General features: G+C 35.1%; 18 protein-coding genes and 3 pseudogenes. 15 read left to right on the top strand and 6 right to left on the bottom strand.

All coding sequences use genetic code 11. The features are described from left to right. Positions 1 to 145 precede the first annotated feature (145 nt). The 8 genes and pseudogenes from HHO41_RS13190 to HHO41_RS13155 all read left to right on the top strand — a co-directional run bounded on the left by HHO41_RS13190 (position 146) and on the right by HHO41_RS13155 (position 6,315). Complete coding sequence (locus HHO41_RS13190) at positions 146 to 367, top strand: uberolysin/carnocyclin family circular bacteriocin (RefSeq protein ID WP_169099344.1); 222 nt, start codon at positions 146 to 148, stop codon at positions 365 to 367. A 105-nt stretch (positions 368 to 472) separates the two neighbouring features. Further along, the gene (locus HHO41_RS13185; protein WP_169099342.1) at positions 473 to 2,170 is read left to right on the top strand and encodes a hypothetical protein; all 1,698 of its coding nucleotides are present in this window, start codon (positions 473 to 475) and stop codon (positions 2,168 to 2,170) included. A 7-nt stretch (positions 2,171 to 2,177) separates the two neighbouring features. Further along, positions 2,178 to 2,717 carry a stage II sporulation protein M gene (locus HHO41_RS13180; protein ID WP_169099340.1) on the top strand — a complete coding sequence of 180 codons (540 nt, stop codon included), beginning with the start codon at positions 2,178 to 2,180 and terminating at the stop codon, positions 2,715 to 2,717. A gap of 11 nt (positions 2,718 to 2,728) precedes the next feature. Further along, positions 2,729 to 3,388: an ATP-binding cassette domain-containing protein gene (locus HHO41_RS13175; protein WP_169099338.1), complete on the top strand. Its 660-nt coding sequence runs from the start codon at positions 2,729 to 2,731 to the stop codon at positions 3,386 to 3,388. A gap of 23 nt (positions 3,389 to 3,411) precedes the next feature. Further along, entirely contained in the window at positions 3,412 to 3,693 is a 282-nt protein-coding gene (locus HHO41_RS13170; protein ID WP_211171151.1) for a hypothetical protein, read from the top strand. 114 nt (positions 3,694 to 3,807) lie between these two features. Continuing rightward, a pseudogene (locus tag HHO41_RS22375) lies at positions 3,808 to 3,965 on the top strand (cupin domain-containing protein); the annotation flags it as partial. Between the two features lie 135 nt (positions 3,966 to 4,100). Then, entirely contained in the window at positions 4,101 to 5,198 is a 1,098-nt protein-coding gene (locus tag HHO41_RS13160; protein ID WP_169099336.1) for an MBL fold metallo-hydrolase, read from the top strand. A gap of 472 nt (positions 5,199 to 5,670) precedes the next feature. After that, a complete protein-coding gene (locus HHO41_RS13155) occupies positions 5,671 to 6,315 on the top strand; it encodes a nitroreductase family protein (protein ID WP_169099334.1) in 645 nt (214 codons plus the stop codon). A 204-nt stretch (positions 6,316 to 6,519) separates the two neighbouring features. On the opposite strand, the gene HHO41_RS22735 is transcribed toward HHO41_RS13155, so the two are convergent. Both HHO41_RS22735 and HHO41_RS13145 read right to left on the bottom strand, forming a co-directional pair. Beyond that, positions 6,520 to 6,657, bottom strand: coding sequence for a YczI family protein (locus tag HHO41_RS22735; RefSeq protein ID WP_348981277.1), 138 nt, complete (start codon positions 6,655 to 6,657; stop codon positions 6,520 to 6,522). 132 nt (positions 6,658 to 6,789) lie between these two features. Next, complete coding sequence (locus HHO41_RS13145) at positions 6,790 to 6,966, bottom strand: hypothetical protein (protein ID WP_169099330.1); 177 nt, start codon at positions 6,964 to 6,966, stop codon at positions 6,790 to 6,792. A 269-nt stretch (positions 6,967 to 7,235) separates the two neighbouring features. Here HHO41_RS13145 and HHO41_RS13140 point away from each other — a divergent pair, with 269 nt between their 5' ends. After that, positions 7,236 to 7,637, top strand: coding sequence for a hypothetical protein (locus tag HHO41_RS13140; RefSeq protein ID WP_169099329.1), 402 nt, complete (start codon positions 7,236 to 7,238; stop codon positions 7,635 to 7,637). A 24-nt stretch (positions 7,638 to 7,661) separates the two neighbouring features. Here the strand turns inward: HHO41_RS13140 and HHO41_RS13135 are convergent, their stop codons facing one another. Beyond that, entirely contained in the window at positions 7,662 to 8,366 is a 705-nt protein-coding gene (locus HHO41_RS13135; RefSeq protein ID WP_169099328.1) for a DUF421 domain-containing protein, read from the bottom strand. Between the two features lie 282 nt (positions 8,367 to 8,648). Between HHO41_RS13135 and HHO41_RS13130 the strand changes: the two are divergent. The 3 genes and pseudogenes from HHO41_RS13130 to HHO41_RS13115 form a co-directional block, all read left to right on the top strand. Continuing rightward, positions 8,649 to 9,014 (top strand): annotated as a pseudogene (locus tag HHO41_RS13130) (alpha/beta fold hydrolase); the annotation flags it as partial. A gap of 75 nt (positions 9,015 to 9,089) precedes the next feature. Then, positions 9,090 to 10,642 (top strand): annotated as a pseudogene (locus HHO41_RS13120) (IS3 family transposase). 720 nt (positions 10,643 to 11,362) lie between these two features. Continuing rightward, entirely contained in the window at positions 11,363 to 11,851 is a 489-nt protein-coding gene (locus HHO41_RS13115; RefSeq protein ID WP_169099324.1) for a GNAT family N-acetyltransferase, read from the top strand. Between the two features lie 106 nt (positions 11,852 to 11,957). Here HHO41_RS13115 and HHO41_RS13110 read toward each other — a convergent pair whose 3' ends face one another. Next, positions 11,958 to 12,449 carry an RrF2 family transcriptional regulator gene (locus tag HHO41_RS13110; protein ID WP_169099323.1) on the bottom strand — a complete coding sequence of 164 codons (492 nt, stop codon included), beginning with the start codon at positions 12,447 to 12,449 and terminating at the stop codon, positions 11,958 to 11,960. 183 nt (positions 12,450 to 12,632) lie between these two features. Between HHO41_RS13110 and HHO41_RS13105 the strand changes: the two genes are divergently transcribed. Next, on the top strand, positions 12,633 to 13,076 hold the full coding sequence (locus HHO41_RS13105; RefSeq protein WP_169099322.1) for a carboxymuconolactone decarboxylase family protein: 444 nt from the start codon (positions 12,633 to 12,635) through the stop codon (positions 13,074 to 13,076). A gap of 123 nt (positions 13,077 to 13,199) precedes the next feature. On the opposite strand, the gene HHO41_RS13100 is transcribed toward HHO41_RS13105, so the two are convergent. Both HHO41_RS13100 and HHO41_RS13095 read right to left on the bottom strand, forming a co-directional pair. After that, on the bottom strand, positions 13,200 to 13,832 hold the full coding sequence (locus tag HHO41_RS13100) for a LysE family translocator (protein WP_169099321.1): 633 nt from the start codon (positions 13,830 to 13,832) through the stop codon (positions 13,200 to 13,202). Between the two features lie 96 nt (positions 13,833 to 13,928). After that, entirely contained in the window at positions 13,929 to 14,717 is a 789-nt protein-coding gene (locus HHO41_RS13095; protein WP_248278457.1) for a C39 family peptidase, read from the bottom strand. A 128-nt stretch (positions 14,718 to 14,845) separates the two neighbouring features. Here HHO41_RS13095 and HHO41_RS13090 point away from each other — a divergent pair, with 128 nt between their 5' ends. Together HHO41_RS13090 and HHO41_RS13085 are read left to right on the top strand one after the other, a co-directional pair. After that, on the top strand, positions 14,846 to 15,529 hold the full coding sequence (locus HHO41_RS13090; RefSeq protein WP_169099320.1) for a response regulator transcription factor: 684 nt from the start codon (positions 14,846 to 14,848) through the stop codon (positions 15,527 to 15,529). Beyond that, positions 15,526 to 17,385 carry a sensor histidine kinase gene (locus HHO41_RS13085; RefSeq protein ID WP_169099319.1) on the top strand — a complete coding sequence of 620 codons (1,860 nt, stop codon included), beginning with the start codon at positions 15,526 to 15,528 and terminating at the stop codon, positions 17,383 to 17,385. The genes HHO41_RS13090 and HHO41_RS13085 overlap by 4 nt, the downstream gene beginning before the upstream one ends. Positions 17,386 to 17,714 lie beyond the last annotated feature (329 nt).

Genomic DNA, 17,714 nt, shown 5'->3' with positions numbered 1-17,714 from the left:
ATTAAGTCACCACAAAATAACATTATTTACATTTTTTACAAATTCTAATTGAATTACCATTTTTTGTATAGTACAATGAGAATTGTCAAAAAAAGACAAATAGTCTAAATATTAGACAAAAATTGGATTCAAGGAGGATTTTGGAATGTTAGAAGCTATGGGATTTTTTGGTGTTGGTAAGCCGCTTGCAACACAAATTGTTAATGTTGTTGATGCTGTAGGGTACGCAGCGATTGCGGTATCTACAATTATGGCAATACTCTCAGCGGGCGGACTTGCTCCGACTGCTGCTGCAATTGATTTCGCTATTATTTACATTAAAAAGAAAATTGCAAACAATTTAAAAGCTCAAGCGATAGTCTGGTAGGTATTTTTGCTAGCTTAATAGGTAATAGAAGAGATTTTCCCTCTTCTATTACCTATGTATTTAAATTTACGGTTTTTATAGTGTTCAACGGAGGCCATAACCATTATGAATTCTTATAGCTTTATATTAAAAACCATCGTTCTCGACCAAATGCGTCAAGACTTTGCTGGGATAACAGAGCAATTGAAAAATAAACTAGGAATAAAACTTCCTGCTTCATTAAGTTGGATATTTTCTTTACTATCTCAGAATATGCTACTTTTATTATTTGCATTTTTTTTTGAAAGCATTACAAATATTACTGTAAGAAATTTTATTGTTTTTGGGGTATTACTATTTAATTTTTTGCTTCCAAGTACAACAGCGCGACAACATTTTTCTAGAGTAAGCAACAATCCATTAAACGACTTGCTTTGGCAATCGCACTATAACCGAAATCAACTACTGAATTTCGCTTTGATTTCTGAGTTGCTGATGTTTTGGTTACATGAATTATCCCTTGAAATAATAGCTATATTTGTAATTTTTCAAATATCACCTAATTTTATGGCTGGAATTTTGTTGACATTAGTTTGGATATTGTTAGTCTCATTTATTTATATTTCAAAATTGAAAAATCTAGTATTAAATACCTGGGGAATGAAAGTTGAAAATACAATACATAGTGAAGTAATTTATTTCATAAAATTATTACTTTCCTCATGCTTAATATGGATATTAAGTAAATTATTGCTCCTTCCATTAATAGAAAAGCCTATTACAAACAATATTTATCAACAAGGCTTAGTAAAATCTTTACAGTATTTTTCAAATACAGTTAAGCATATTTTTGTTATCAGATTTGAATTTGTCAAAAATATTTGGATTAAGTGGTCACATTCTGAATGGTCCTATTACATAATCGGTATATTTTTCCTGATATATATAGGTTTAAATGTTTATTATTTTATTTTTCAGTCAACTAGAATAAACTTTATTTCTAAAAAGAACCCAATGATTTTATTAACTTCTCAAAACCCATTCTTTAAGTTTTATCAGTGGTTAAGTAGACGGATTTATCCTAATAATCCATGGATACATAGAGATTTAGTCGTGATGGAAAGGACTATTAACACGTGCAATATACCACAAAAAATGTTTTTGTTTATGCCACCGGCAATATCTCCAATAATAGGATTTTCAATTTTTCTTATTGGAAGTGTAAATTCCTACTCTAGTTTTATCATTGCATTTTGGTTTGTATCTTGGCTCGTAGTATCACAGACTATCGGGATATGGCTAATGAATTATCCAATTCTTCATCCTTCAAGTGAGTTGAGACAAATAGAATTAACTAAATTGTCTCCGCATTTGAATATTAATCAATATATGAGTAGTAAAAGAAAGTTAATCTATATTTTGTTATCACCTGTACAAATTGTAACTACCATTATGTTTATACTGGGAGCATTGATAATAAAGGGATCTATTATTGAATTTATTATTGGTATTGTTGGTGTTTGGGTATTGTTTTTTGTAAATGTTCTCGTCAGTACATATTGGTTGCAGTTATGCAGTCGTTTTGATTACGCCAATATATATATGATTCGTATGGATACTTATGAATCAAAAACATTACAATATTTTTTTACTATTCCAAACAGAGCAATTAGTGGAGTTCTATTTCTTTTGTTTTTTATTGCAGTTTTTATTAAAGACAGTTTGGGGTTATCCCTATTATATGACTCCTTTCTATTTCTGATTGCTTTAGGAGTATTTAGCTGGTATTTTTTCGTAAATAAAAAATATAAAAAAAGATGGTAAATAAAGCATGAAAAAAATTAAAACTGAAATGCGTAATGAATTGATGTGGTCTAAATATTCTCGAAAACTAATTCTTATATTGTTAGTTTTCTTTTTTTCTTGTTTGTGGGGGGGAGTTTTTCAAAGCCATAAGGTGCCGTTACCACCTAATCCACCAGATAACAATTGGTTTTATTACTTTTCCCATAATATGAAACAATGTCTTATTCTGGTCTTAGTAGGATTTTTAACCTATGGAATTGGCAGCTTAATAATTTTAATCACAAATGGAGTAATGATAGGCATTGTCATTGAAATGATTATTCAAAATAACATGACTCAGGCAATTTTTACAGCATTTCTTCCACATGGTATTTTTGAAATACCTGCGGTCCTAATAGCATGTCTTTACCCATTTATGCTTTGGAGTTTTTTAATTACCGCTATTAAAAAAAGAAATGTGTCCCCCAAAATTGTTAAATTAGAAATTATTATGCCACCCTTATTAATTGTTATATTGCTGTTTATTGCAGGAATTTTAGAAACTAAATTTGGACTTTCTTATTGAGGAGTGTTGTTGTGCTAGAAATAAAAGATTTACAGTTTAACTATGAAAAGGATCAGGATTTATTAAGAAACATTTCTTTTACAGCCAATAATGGAGACATCATTTGGCTAAAAGGATCTAATGGCTCAGGAAAAAGCACATTACTTCGCATTATTGCACAACTTATTGATACGGAAATTGAAATTTATCTTGATGGGAAATTGATTATTAATAGGGAAGAATTGTTGTCTAATTTAATTTACATACCTTCTGAACCATATCTATTTGATTATTTAACTGGAGAAGAAAATGCAAAGTTTATACAACAATTATTCAATATCTCCCATGAGGATTTTAATGGCTTTTTCTTTAAAATGATAGAAAAATTTAATATGGAAACCGCCTTAAAACAGCCTGTTCAAGAATACTCTTTAGGAATGCGACATAAATTATATTGGTCTGCTTTTTTTGCGCGTAAATCATCATCTATTATTTTATTAGATGAACCATTCTCGTCCCTTGATAGTGACGCTCAAAAAATCGCCAAGAATATATTGATAGATCATGCAAAAAAAGGTTCAATAATAATTTTCGTTTCTCACCTTCCAGAAATTTGTAAACAAATAGCTACTAGATGTTTTTTATTGGAGCATGGGAAGATAAAAGAAACTGAATTATCAGCTATCCAATAATAAGCATAAAGGATGATTTTACAATGGATAAAATAAAAAAAACGGTAGGAGTAACATCAGGATTAATCATGCTTGTCTGTATACTTCTCAGTATAAAGATTCCTCATAATCAATATTTAGGAAGTTATATATTTGATTCATTAAAACTCTCAAATTTTAGATTTATCATTATTATAGTATTTTTCTTGTGTTTTTTTGTAACGAACCAAACCTTAAAAAATGTTGAATCAATTCTTATTAATTGGGGAAAATTAGCTCTTTCTTTTTTAATGGGAGTTGCTTTTATCTCTTATATATTCTTTTAAGTAGTTTTACATAAAGGGCAATATAAAATGAGCTTTAAAAGGAATAAAAGTGGCAAAACATGAAGATGTGAAAAATGGCGTTATTTTTCCAGTAGTTGAAAAAATGAAGCATATGCACAATTCTTAAAAGCAGGCGATGTCATAGTCACTTATGATGGGGTTAAACACTGGCATGGTGCTGCGAAAGACAGCTGGTTTGAACACATCGCATCACCGCAGGTACAACTGAATGGTTGGAACCAGTATCAGATGAGGAATATAACAAATTATGATTGCCCTGCAAAACAGGGCTTTTTTTATTATTCTTTTACATGTTATATGGAAAGGGGGGTTATGATGTATATTGTATAGTAAGATAGTAAGAATCCCATTACCAAAGGGCTATGAAAGGAATCATCGAAAAATAAATGATATATCTACTGATATTTTTACTTCTATTATGTTTGGTCATAACCATTTTTCTAAAACTTCATCCGGTATTCGGAGGAACCTCGAGTAAAGAACAACATGATGTATATAAAAAATATGATCATTATGTCGACGGGAAGTTCGTTAATCAGGTGCCGACAAGCATGGCTAGGAGTTTCTCTGATAATGTATCGATGTTGAAAGAGTTCATATCAGGCCGCCAAGACCGTACACCTACCAAACAAATTCCGGTTTCCGAGATTAATTGGAACAAAATTAATAGTAAAGAAGATAGTGTGACTTGGCTTGGCCACTCTGCTTTTTTAGTTAATATCGACCATAAAAAAATTCTTGTAGATCCTATGCTTGGGCCAATTGCTTCACCTGTTTCTTTTATAGGAAGTAAACGCTACACAGGAAGTCTTCTGCATGTCATTGACGAAATGCCGACAATTGATGCTGTCCTGATTACCCATGATCATTATGACCACTTAGATCATCCATCTATTAAAATGCTAAAGTCCAAAGTCAATCAGTTCTTCGTTCCTCTTGGTGTAGGTGCTCACTTGATTCGTTGGGGAGTCGATGGTGGGAAAATAACGGAACTGGATTGGTGGGATGAAACGATTTTCCAAGGCTTAACGATGGCATTGACCCCATCTAAACATTTTTCTGGTAGAGGGATTTCTAATCGTAATTCAACGCTTTGGGGCGGTTGGGTCATTCTTGGAAAAAACACCCGTTTCTATACTAGCGGTGATGGTGGGTATGGTGATCATTTTAAGGATATTGGTAAGAAATATGGACCTTTTGATATTACATTAATGGAAGGCGGTCAATATGACAGACGCTGGTCCTGGGTCCATATGACACCCGAAGAAGCTGTGCAGGCACACTTAGATGTATGCGGGAAGAAGATGATGTTAATCCACTGGGGCGGCTTTACACTTGCCTATCATGGTTGGACCGAGCCGATTGAGCGAGCATTAATAGCGGCAAAGGAAAAAGAAGTTAATCTAATCGCTCCTAAAATCGGAGAAACAACACAATTGGGGTCAGATATCCAGATTTCTAATTCTTTTTGGTGGGAATCTTAGATTGGCAATCTCGACATAATCAAAATTTCCACAAACATCAAGCAATTAATATAGAAGATAAGCGGAAATTTTCCGGTTAGATGCAGATGGGAGTTCATTTTTGGGGTAAATAAGCGGAGATTTTCCGACTATGGAAAGAAAAATCTCCCATTTTCATGCTTTTAGCTTCAATAAGCGGAATCTCTCCGTCTATTGAAGCTATTTTTAATGCTATTTTCAAATTAAGCGGAATTTCTCCGTCTATTTTAAATGATTGATACTAAATGCTGGGAAAAAAAGCAAGCATTTGATAGTGAGTTTCTAAATTAGACAAATTTTAATAAAATAGTCTAAAATGTTGAAGGGGAATTTTAAAAAAACATCAAGTCTCATTCTCTGAAAAAACTAACACAATCCTAAGAATGTAGATTCTTAAAATAAATGTTGGTAAGCATTCTATCAAAAATTTAGTGATATAAGGAGAGGTTTAAAATTGACAACTGCTACTAAACAATTAACGAATGACTTCAGTAAAATCGTCACTGGACGGCGTTCAATCAAAAATTATGATCCATCCGTAAAAATTAGCCATGAAGAAATGACAGAAATTCTTTCATTAGCAACACTTGCTCCATCTTCAGTAAATATGCAGCCATGGCGCTTCCTTGTGATTGAGAGTGCAGAAGCAAAGGCAAAGCTGGCACCTCTGGCAAGATTCAATCAAACTCAGGTAGAAACATCCTCTGCTGTCATTGCTGTATTTGGTGATTTGGACAATTTTGATAATGCCGAGGAAATTTACGGTTCTGCAGTAGAGAAAGGCTTTATGCCGCTAGAAATCAAGGAACAGCTACTTAACTCTTTCACTGGCTATTATGAAAACATATCTCGGGAAGAAATGAAGGATGTTGTATTAGTTGATGCTGGTCTAGTTTCAATGCAACTAATGCTTGCCGCCCGTTCTTTTGGCTATGATACGAATCCAATTGGCGGCTATGACAAGGACAAAATTGCGGAAACATTTGGATTAGATAAAGACCGCTACGTGCCAGTTATGCTGATTTCAATTGGTAAAGCACAAGATGCTGGACGTCCTTCTGTTCGTCTCTCAATTGATAAAGTTGCACAATGGCTGTAAATGATTAAGCCATTTCTATTATGAATATTTGATTAAAGCCCTGTAGCTCAAATTGAAAAGCTCAGGGCTTTTTACAATTTCTTCGCAATCCATTCCGCGGGTAGAATAAAAAAGGTGCCAGGCACCGCCCGATTTTTCTTGTTTCACAAGTATTTGTGAAACAAGAAAAATCACCTTGACTATAAAATTCACCAATTCAGATTGCTAGTTTGAGATCATTCCTTTGAACGATACAAATATACAAAACAAAAAAACAATTATACTCAACCAACCATACTCTTTTCGTCCTTTTTGAAGTTCGTCTATGCCCGTTACTAACATCATGATGCCCAACAAAAACATCATATATGGTTGGACCTCAAAATTATTAGTAAGTAAGCCATATCCTGAGATTGATACAACAATGACCGCTAAAATAATTCTCAGCACTTTTAACAATTAACCATCTCCCAATAGCCTAGGTATCATTTAGTTTTATGAGTTCCTTTTCCTGTTCTTTTTAGCAAGAGAATAGGCTGAAGCAAAAAGAAATATTGTCGCCAATCCAACACCTATAATCATGGAAAAATCGAAATAATCTTTAAGTGCCATTCCACCAGAAATAGACGCAATAAATAATAATAGAAAGAAAACAGTATAATTTTTTTCCATAAGGTCTCACCACTCCCTTTGGTATATTTTACCACGAGTGGAGTATTTCTACTAAACTCCTTAGATTAGTTTTTTTCCTTAATCATTTTGACTGTATTATTTATAGGGCACTATAGGGATTATGCACAGAGACTTTTAACCAGGCAATAAACAAATTTGAAGGAGGAAAACTAATAACAAAATTTAAGTTTGACCACAGCGAAGGTCAACACAAAAGCATTAGATTCACATAAAATAAAAGAAAATTTGAGTACTGGGGTTTGGTACTAATGGAATATCCGAAAAATAAAAGCAATAATAGACAAGATTTCAGCGATAAAAAAATTTTAGAACTGGAAAAAGAGGTTGAATTGGGGCTATGGATTCAAGTAATAGGTCAGATTATTGAAATTAAAGGTTTATCAGGACTTTTGCATATTGAGGAAGACACAAATTCAATAGGGGAACAACAAATACTAACTGGTGTTTTGATTAAGACGATTGGCCAAATATTAGAGGCTATTTCTGTTTCAAGTCAAATAGGGGAAATCGATATAGTAAAACGTCTGCAAGAACAAAAACTCGCTATTACAGGAGATTTTCTTGTGTCAATTGGTTCAGCTTATGAAGTAGTCGGTGGACTTCATGTACTTCAAGAGGAAACAGTCGAAACACCTCGCATTGTTCCATAAAGAAAACGATTGATCTGACTTTCCTTATCGATATAAGAAGATTTTTAACTGATAACTCTTATCTATAGTGGCTAATAACACATCTTCCAGGACAACATTATGATTTGTTTTTAAGACTGATAGGAGCCAGTTTTCCTCTTTTCCTGCTTGCTGCAGGACGGATTTTTCTATATTCCCCTCTCTTACAACAATTTTTGGAAAATCAAACGGCTCCGTCATAATATTTAAATCACCCCGGGTAACAGCTTGATAATTAGGACTGACAAAAAATGAAATCGTTCCATCAGGCTCCCATAAGGCTAGCGAAAGTTTTTTAAGATCATCAATATTTTCTTTTCTGGCCTCTGATAATATGTAATCCACTGAAATTCTTGCCTTCGTTAAGTTTTTATAAACAAATTGACCATCTTTAATTAATGGGAATGGATTAGGCAAAACGAATTTCCTTAAATATTTTGATTTTAATAATACGAAAACACTTGATACGTATAAAAAGACAAGTACACTCATCGTGATCATAGATCCTTTTAAGCCTAATTTTTCGTCAGACAAAGGGTGGGCGATAATGTTGCCAATGACTACAGCAATCGCAAAATCGAGCAAATTTAGCTGCGAAATGGATCGCTGTCCCATTAATTTTGCCATGATAAGCATAAACAAATAGCCTACTACCGCCCTTAAAACCCATTGAATGGCCGTAAGTGTTTCTTGACCATGAAAAAAGTCCATTTGACATTCTCCCTTCGGATAAAAATTAATGATAAAGACATGGATAATATGTCCAAAAAGTAACAGTCTGATTACCTAATTAATCAGACTGTCCGAATTGGACAGGAAGTTTTCATGGATTTATTTCAAAAGTATGGTAATCCTATTTGTTAAGAATAATACCAATAAGGAAGCCATTAATAAAATAACTCCTATTATAAAGAAATAATAGTGGTGTATTTTCATTAAAATAATGGATAAATTGTATTTAGAACCACTTTGACTACTGAGGTGTTTAGCATCATGCCATTGTTGGATTTGGGCAGTATCAGCCTTTATTATAAGGTTAAAGGAGAGGGACCTTCAGTTGTTTTTATTCACCCTCCATTACTCACAAGCGCAAATTTCGAATATCAAGTAGATGAATTATCTAAAAATTTTAGAGTAATCACTTTTGATATTCGAGGTCACGGAAGAAGTCAGTATTCAGTTCAACCCATTACTTATTCGTTAATTGTGGAAGATATCAAAAACATATTGGATTATCTTGGAATCAATAAAGCTTTCCTTTGTGGTTATTCGACTGGGGGTTCAATTGTATTTGAATTTTTACAGTCATACTCCGACCGGGCATTTGGAGGCATAGTCATTAGCGGAATGTCTGAGGTTAGCCCCCTGTGTTAGGCTAGATGTCGTATAGAACTTTAGTGTTATAATTATAAAAAAACACGGAGGGCAATCGACATGAGGAGTAAACCTGGGCAACGATATAGCAAGGAATTCAAAGAGTCTGTTTTAAGAAGAATGATGCCACCAAACAATGAATCTATTAATCAATTAAGTGAAGAGACTGGAATAACTGAAACGACCCTTTACAAATGGCGGAGGGAATCTCGTATTGGTGGGAGTGCCACTCCTGGTGATGGTCAAGGATCCGAACAGTGGAATAGTGAGGACAAGTTCCTGATCGTGATGGAAACCTTCTCCTTAAACCATACAGAATTGGCTGAATACTGCCGAAAAAAAGGTCTCTACAAAGAACAGATTGATGCTTGGAGAGCTGCTTGTCTAAACGCAAATGGGCGTGCATTTGATCAAACCAAACAATTGAATCAAGAACTAAAAGAAGAAAAAAAACGATCTAAAACCATAGAGAAAGATTTAAGAATAAAAGAGAAAGCACTGGCTGAAGCTGCGGCATTATTACTTTTAAGAAAAAAGGCCCAAGCGATTTGGGGGGACCCAGGGGAAGAATGATTCGCCCGTCAGATCGCGCATTAGCAGTAGAACTAATCAGAGAAGCCAATCAACATGGTGCGCGATTAGCCGAAGCTTGTCGAGAGCTTAATATTAGTGTACGGACTTACGAACGCTGGATATCAGAAGGTGGCATCAAAGAAGACCAACGTCCGCTTGTGATCAGACCTGAGCCAAAAAACAAGTTAACCCCTGAAGAAAAACAGGAAATTCTAGAAGTGGTTAAAAAAGAAGAGTTCGCTCATTTGCCACCTTCACAAATTGTACCCAAGTTGGCCGACCAATCTATATACATCGCTTCTGAATCTAGTTTCTACCGTGTATTACGTTTTGAATTTATGCAAAATCATCGTGGAAGAAGCAAACGACCGGAGCGAAAGCTTCCGGAAAGCTACTTGGCAACGAAGCCAAATCAAGTATGGACATGGGATATTACATGGGTTCCAGGTCCTATTAAGGGTGCCTATTACCGACTGTATATGATCATTGATATATTTAGCCGTAAGGTAGTTGGATGGGAAGTTTGGGAATCTGAAGACGCTGTATATGCCGAAGAACTAGTTAAGAAAACCGTTATTAGTGAAAGAATTGCAGGTGAACCTCTGGTTCTTCATTCGGATAATGGGAGCCCCATGAAAGCTGCGACCTTTCAGGCCTTGCTTGAAAAGCTAGGAATTCAGAGCTCCTATTCAAGACCAAGAGTCAGCAACGATAATCCCTATTCTGAAGCGATGTTTAGAACCATGAAATACCGACCTGATTATCCATTTAAAGGCTTTGATACACTTGAATCGGCACGTATTTGGGCAGCTAAATTTGTCTATTGGTATAACGTTGAACATCAACATAGTGGCTTAAAATTTGTGACACCACATCAGTGTCATACTGGAGAATATATTGAGGTTCTCGAGAAGAGAAAAGAAATCTATGAAGAAGCAAAATTAAAGCATCCAGAACGATGGTCACGTTCAACAAGGGATTGGACTGCACATAATTCAGTAGCATTAAACCCAATGAAAGATAATCTAGAAAACAAGTAAATTACGAATTTCGTGTGGAATGTTTGATGGGGGCATAATTTTCCACCTTAAAAATGGATGGAACCGTAAGATCCATTTATTTTTAAGGTGGTCAGCTAGCGATACGTGGTAGTGTTTTTGCATGAAGATATGAAAAGGAACAAATACGACAACTTTCTTGACAAACACCGTTAGTGATTGGTATCTAGAAAAAAGAATTTCTTTGGCAAGTTTGCTTTCGAAACCAGGAATTATCGGTATGTTGGGACTAGCCATTTCATGGGGAAATTCAAATACAAAGGAAATTTTTAGGCACATGTATAGAGAATCACTAAAAGGTGATGCAAGAAATATCGAGCAATATTATACTTATAGTCTACACTATAAGTGCACCAATCAGTTAAATAGTATTAACCAGCCAATTTTACTCGTATACGGAACAAGAGATAAATCATTTCATAAATACGCCAAGGTCTTACATGAAAATTTACCAAATAATCAATTAAAATTTATTGATGAAAAGCATCAAATTCCCACAAAGTCTGCGACAAAATTAAATAAATTGATATACGATTTTATTCGAGCACATTGAGGAACAAACAACTATACAAATTACGCAAGTCACCTCGCAAACTGCAAAATATTTGTTGGATCATAGGGCTGACAAAAACTTGGTAAATAAAAGGGGAAAAGCTCGGAGTAGGAAAAAGACCTACATCGAGAAAAGAGGGAATAGACAATATGCTTACTGTAAGGAATGTACAAGCTACTGATTTAGAAGATTTGTTACGTATTGAGAATGAAGGTTTTTCAAAGGAAGAAGCTGCAACAAGAGATGCATTTGTGCAGAGGATTCAGATGATTGCCGATACTTTTATTGTCGTAGAAAAAGAAGGGGAAATTCTTGGGTATATTAATGGCCCTATTATTAATCAACAATATATAACAGATGACCTTTTTGCAGAAATCCATGAAAATCCAAACAGAGGCGGATATCAGAGTATTTTAGGATTAGCTGTGTCCAAGACGGCTAGAAATCAAGGAATCGCCAAAATCTTAATTGCGAAAATGGAAGAACTGGTGAAAGTAAATGAAAGAGAAGGAATTACTTTAACATGTAAACAGGAATTAGTATCATTTTATGAAAAATATGGATTTTCCAATCATGGCATTTCTGAATCGCAACATGGTGGAGTAACCTGGTATAACATGGTCAAATTAAGATCGTGATTGAATGTCGCGCACGCGCGTTTGATATATGTTTAAGTAAGCATTTTTTTACTAAAAAAACCTCTCTGAATTTCCTTAAATTAAGGAGTTTCACGAGAGGTTTATTTTATGTTTTACTCTTCGAAAAAAAATTCCGAGTATCTTCACGTATTTGTTTGGATAGGACGCTATCTAGTTCTTTATTTAACCATGAAAGTGTTTTGCTACGTAATTCATCACGCATTTTTTCTTCTGCGGAAAGCATAACTGAATTAATGGTGCAAAACGAAGTAGGCTTACAGCAGTTTTCTCTATACAAATAACCATTATCTTTAATATTTTTACATTGGAAAATAGGTTTAGTACCTTCAATTGCTTCAATAACATCCCAAAAGGAAATATCCTCTGGAGACTTCGATAATCTATATCCTCCTTTTACCCCTGGGACAGAACTTACAATTCCAGCTTTAGATAATTTACCGAAAACTTTTGAAAGAAATGTCTCTGGAAGTCCTTGAAATTCTGCCAAGTCCTTTATTCCGATACTTTCGTTGGAAGGAACGTCAATTAAATAAACAAGACAATGTAAAGCGTATTCAACTCCGACACTATACTGCATGTAAACTTACCTGCCTTTAATTTTGAGGATTGTCATATTTTATCTTAGGAGTATTTGGAATGTTAGTCAAATCATTTTCAATTGACAAAAATAATGAAAATGTTATTATGGACTATATTAATCGATGATTAACTTTGTCGTTAATTAATAACCGAAATCTCATTACAAAAAGGGGAATTTAAAATGGAACAGCGAGTTGAATATTACAATGTAGCACCAGAAGCACTTAATATTATGATGGAAATGGAGAAGTATACCAAAACAGCAAATATCGATCGTAAACTTCGCGAACTTATCAAAATACGGGCTTCTCAAATAAATGGTTGTGCATTTTGTCTTAACATGCATTCAACTGATGCTAGAAAGATGGGAGAAACAGAGCAACGCTTATATTGTATTAGTGCATGGAGAGAGTGTACATTTTACACTGATGCAGAAAAAGTGGCGCTTGAGTTAACTGAATACGTAACCCTAATCCCGACAAAGCGTGTTCCGGATGAGCTTTATCAACGAGTACGTGAACATTATGATGAGAGACAATATGTTGACCTCGTACTAATTATAAATCAAATCAACAGTTGGAATAGAATTTCGATTGCAATGGGAAATACAGCAACTGATAAATAATTATGTTCACCGAGGATAACCAATGGCATTCGATGTTGGAGGACTAGTCCCTGAATCCTAGGGACCTTCGGCAAAAAAGACCCTTCGATAACGGACAATCGAGGGTCTTATAATAAAAAAAAACTAATTATTAGCCTTTTCTAGTGCCAGTTTTATCCCAAACCCGATAATTATAGTACCTGTGATTCCTTCAATGATATTTTTTGCTTTCGGTTTTTTCATAAAAGCACTAATTTGATTAATTGAATAGACATAAAGTAACAACCAAATAGCAGACAATAGCGTAAAGGTAATACCCATTATAAGAAAAGGTAAAAACGTGCCGCTTCCAGGTTCCACGAATTGTGGGAAAAAGGATAAGAAAAAGATGGCAACCTTGGGATTTAGGATATCGGTAAGGAATCCTTGTGTAAAAGTCGATGTGTTTTCAAACTGACTTTTTGTGTTCAGCTCAACGCTTGCTGTTTCTTCCTTTTTCCATAATGACCATAAAATTTTGCCACCCAAATAGATCAAGTAAACAGCGCCGGCGTATTTGAAGATAGAAAATAAAAGTGCTGATTTCACAATGATGGCTGAAAGTCCGATGACAGCAGCAAAAGTATGGATAAGAAGAGCGCAGATAATCCCTAAAGAAGTTTTAAGACCACCGATTCTACTCTGGATGAGAGTATTTTTAGTAACAATGGCAGTATCGGGACCGGGTAAAATAATGAGAAAAATACACATAAGGACAAACTGAAAAAAGTTTTCCATTTTATGATCTCCTTTCTGATTAAAATAAGGACTAAATATGTAATTAATAAACTTTATTATATATAAATACTGATTTTAATTGAACATAAACATACTTTACTTCACACTAATCGCTTGACTACCCATTTGCCGCCATGCTTCCTCAAAGTCTTTGCGATTTACTTTTGTATTGGGCTCGGCTGCAAGCGGATCATTAAGATAAATATCTTCCTCACTATACCCTGTTATGACGACACTGTGCTCACTGTATGTAACCTTCATCGCTCCATTTCTGGTATTAAAGTTCAGAAAATCGCTATCGGGCAGTTTCTTAAACTTGTAATTGGTAATGACCCATACTGGCACACCCTGATCAATCATTTCATAAAGCTTCTCAATCGGCTGATTGGTTAAATCTATTATTCTTTCAGGAAGATATTGATTGGCTAGCCGGTAAATGGGGGTCACATAAACACCCAAACCAGGATTTTGCATCGAATACATGTCCCCGACAAAACCTTCATTCATATCGCCTCTTAAGCCATTTTTCGAAAATGGCACTTTCTCAATTTTTTCTGCCAGCTCCATTTTTGATACTGGAACCCCAGCAAAGTTTAATAGCATCGCTAAGCTAGTCACCTCACACCCCCGTGGTAATTCGGGTTTCTGTTGAATGAAAGGTACGTTTAACAATGAATGATTTTTCGCTGGTACCTCCTCAACAGCTTTTATCGCTTCAGATGGTACTTCTGAAACCAATTCGGTCTTTCCTTCGTTCTCATTTATATAGGATGCTTGATGATAGCGAAAGGTAAAAGTAATCATCGCTAAACTAAAGCTAAGTGCAAGTATGGCCTTACTCCTTCTAACACCTTTTCGGTTATGTATCTTCATTTCTATTGTCATTTTAAGTAGTCTCCTCACAATAATCTTGTCGAAAATTATTGTAGAAGAGAGGATTAAAGGTAAAATGAATATTAAATGAAGATGAAATAAAGATTTCTATTATTTTTGGATAATGTGGTGGTATAAAGATGAAGCAAACAATTCTCATCGTTGAAGACGAAGCGATATTACGAGAAATTGAAAAGGATTATTTTACAGAGGCAGGCTATCATGTGCTTGAGGCCAGTGATGGCAAAGAAGCAATCAAAATGTTTGAAGAAAATGATATTCACTTAATCATCTTAGATATTATGCTGCCAAGTCTGGATGGTTGGTCTGTTTGCCGACGGATTCGCAAGAAATCGAACTGTCCTATCATTATGTTAACGGCACGAACAGATGAGGATGACACGTTACTGGGGTTTGAATTAGGAGCAGATGACTATGTCACAAAACCGTACAGCCCTCCGATTTTACTAGCGCGGGCAAAACGATTACTCGATTCAATTCATTACACAAGTCCAAGGCTCGATGATCAGTCGTTGTCTCTAAATGGCATTTCGATTCATGTTCCTTCACGATTAGTAAAAGTTGATGAGGCAATCGTCCATCTGACTCATACAGAGTTTGAAATCCTTTCCTATTTGATGAAAAACAGCGGAATTGTCATCACGAGAGAACAGCTCATTACCTCCATTTGGGGCTATGATTTTAGCGGGGATGATCGAACGATTAATACCCATATTCGAAATTTGCGTCACAAACTAGGTCCAAAAGCGGATATGATCAAAACGATTGTCCGAGTTGGTTATAAATTTGAGGAAGAATCATGAGAAAAGGAATCGTTTTAAAATTATTTTTATTAACCTCGGCATTGTGTTCATTAATTCTCGCTACCATATTTATTGGGCAAACAATGTTTTTTAAAGGATTTTATGTAGAAAGAAAGACAGATGAACTCAAGAAAAACATGAGTTCCTTTAAACAAAGCTACGTAAAAAATGGTAAAAACACAAAAGCAATCATTGAATTGAAGGATCGCTTTTATGAAGATCATAATTCATGGATTACCATACTGGATGAAAATGGATTAATTCAAGGGGAAAATGAATTTAGTTTCATCGTTAGCAATGATTTTGCGAATTATTATGGAAAAGCTCCAAGCGAAGTACCGATTAAGAAATTTTCCGTACCTTTATACAATAGTATGAATATCAACGATTTCTGGAATGAACCAACCCGACTGAAGGAAGGCATGTACGTTAATATTTATGGATATAAACGCGGAGAGACGTTCATCCCCGTTGAAATAGTTAGCACATCCATGTTGGAAAGTATTGAAAACAACGTTCTTAAAAAAACATTCAATGAATATCTAGGTCAACTAAATAAGTCAGTAACGGACAATCAAAATCAGGCGCCACCACGAATCCATGCTGACGAAAACTATTTCACTACAGGAGTTATTGAAAAAGTGAATGTTCCCGATTTTGGTTCTGTATCAAAATCGCTGACGGCGAATGCCTTATTTACAAAAAAAATTAACGAACTACAAGCAGAAATATTATCTGACACCCACTCATCAGGAAATTTAACTGGAGACTCGGCTTTTATGGTCCGCGATTTTACGGATAATGGAATTAAGTATCGGTTATTGATTCAACCGTTTAAGAACGTGGAGGGGAAGACCGAATATATTTTCACGATGACATCCCTACAGCCGCTTGATGAGGCGGTGGGCATGATGAAGGATTATTATGTCTATTTGATTCTGTTTGTCTTGTTGCTCGTTCTTCTAGCTGCATTTTATTATTCAAAAAAAATTGCCAGACCACTGCTGCAAATTAATCGTACGACGCAAAAAATTGCCAATCTGGATTTCTCAGAAAAGCTGCCGATCACCTCAAATGATGAAATCGGTGCGATTAGCGAAAATATCAATATTTTATCGGAAACATTACAAACGCATATTGACCAATTAAAGCAGGACATTGAAAAAGAAAGACAGTTAGAAAACACTCGAAAGCAATTTATATCTGGTGTTTCCCATGAATTAAAAACACCGCTAAGTGTGATGCAAAGCTGCATTTCGATTTTAAAGGATGGCGTCGCCAGTCATAAGAAGGATTACTATTTTGCTGCAATGGAAAAAGAAGTGGGGAAAATGGATCAATTGATCGTCGATATGCTAGAGCTTGCTAAATTGGAATCAGGTACTTTTAAAATCAAGCTCGAGAGCTTTTATATCAATGAACTGCTGGCGTATATTTGTAAAACGCTCGCCCCTGAAATGGAGAAAAAGGATTTGCAGCTGACAATGAACTTACTTCAAGTAAAAGTTATGGCGGATGAGCTGCGGATTGAACAAGTTCTGACCAATTTTATGATGAATGCGATTCGTCATTCGCCTGATGGTGAGAAAATTTTCGTAACAGTAGCGGAAGAAAATGAGCGCGTGAAAATCTCGATTGAAAATACGGGTGTATTGATTCCAGCAAGCGATTTAAATAAAGTCTGGGAGCGTTTTTACCGCAGTGACCCGTCACGGCAACGGTCTCAGGTTCAAGGAGGGACTGGGCTAGGGCTGTCCATTTCAAAAAATATCCTCCTCATGCATGAAACCGAATTCGGTGTATACAATACCAAAAAAGGAGTTCTCTTTTATTTTTATTTGATGAAAATGGAATAGTGTTTTATCACTTAAAACCAAGCGTGCCAAAGATCAAAATTGGCTAGCTTGGTTTTTTTGAACCATGCACTTATTCTTTGGGGACACCAGGGACCTTATTTTCATTAAAATATAAAATTTTGAATTTTTGCGGACATAGGGTACGTTATTTGCTTATGTAACCGTGTCAGAGTTGTATTTTTGCTAAAATAAGGGCCCTGGTGTCCACTACAGCCCAAAAACTGGCCATTTTAACGAAATAAGGTATTCTGTGTCCCATCCTGATCCCCCAACATTCAAATATTCATTTGACCATTCTGAAAAATAAACATATACTAATAATCAAATAG

It is taken from the genome of Bacillus sp. DNRA2 (genome assembly GCF_012843265.1).
Lineage (GTDB): Bacteria > Bacillota > Bacilli > Bacillales > Cytobacillaceae > Bacillus_BU.
Note: the sequence above shows the minus strand (reverse complement) of the source record. Positions and strands in the feature narration are given on the sequence as shown.

Coding starts and splice junctions, on each gene's coding strand:
- HHO41_RS13135 (WP_169099328.1), bottom strand. CDS start 8,366: ATGGACTTTTTTCATGGTCAAGAAACACTTACGGCCATTCAATGGGTT.
- HHO41_RS13100 (WP_169099321.1), bottom strand. CDS start 13,832: ATGGAAAACTTTTTTCAGTTTGTCCTTATGTGTATTTTTCTCATTATT.
- HHO41_RS13185 (WP_169099342.1), top strand. CDS start 473: ATGAATTCTTATAGCTTTATATTAAAAACCATCGTTCTCGACCAAATG.
- HHO41_RS13180 (WP_169099340.1), top strand. CDS start 2,178: ATGAAAAAAATTAAAACTGAAATGCGTAATGAATTGATGTGGTCTAAA.
- HHO41_RS13085 (WP_169099319.1), top strand. CDS start 15,526: ATGAGAAAAGGAATCGTTTTAAAATTATTTTTATTAACCTCGGCATTG.
- HHO41_RS13140 (WP_169099329.1), top strand. CDS start 7,236: ATGGAATATCCGAAAAATAAAAGCAATAATAGACAAGATTTCAGCGAT.
- HHO41_RS13160 (WP_169099336.1), top strand. CDS start 4,101: ATGATATATCTACTGATATTTTTACTTCTATTATGTTTGGTCATAACC.
- HHO41_RS13145 (WP_169099330.1), bottom strand. CDS start 6,966: ATGGAAAAAAATTATACTGTTTTCTTTCTATTATTATTTATTGCGTCT.
- HHO41_RS13090 (WP_169099320.1), top strand. CDS start 14,846: ATGAAGCAAACAATTCTCATCGTTGAAGACGAAGCGATATTACGAGAA.
- HHO41_RS13105 (WP_169099322.1), top strand. CDS start 12,633: ATGGAACAGCGAGTTGAATATTACAATGTAGCACCAGAAGCACTTAAT.
- HHO41_RS13190 (WP_169099344.1), top strand. CDS start 146: ATGTTAGAAGCTATGGGATTTTTTGGTGTTGGTAAGCCGCTTGCAACA.
- HHO41_RS13170 (WP_211171151.1), top strand. CDS start 3,412: ATGGATAAAATAAAAAAAACGGTAGGAGTAACATCAGGATTAATCATG.
- HHO41_RS13095 (WP_248278457.1), bottom strand. CDS start 14,717: ATGACAATAGAAATGAAGATACATAACCGAAAAGGTGTTAGAAGGAGT.
- HHO41_RS13115 (WP_169099324.1), top strand. CDS start 11,363: ATGCTTACTGTAAGGAATGTACAAGCTACTGATTTAGAAGATTTGTTA.
- HHO41_RS22735 (WP_348981277.1), bottom strand. CDS start 6,657: ATGTTTTTGTTGGGCATCATGATGTTAGTAACGGGCATAGACGAACTT.
- HHO41_RS13110 (WP_169099323.1), bottom strand. CDS start 12,449: ATGCAGTATAGTGTCGGAGTTGAATACGCTTTACATTGTCTTGTTTAT.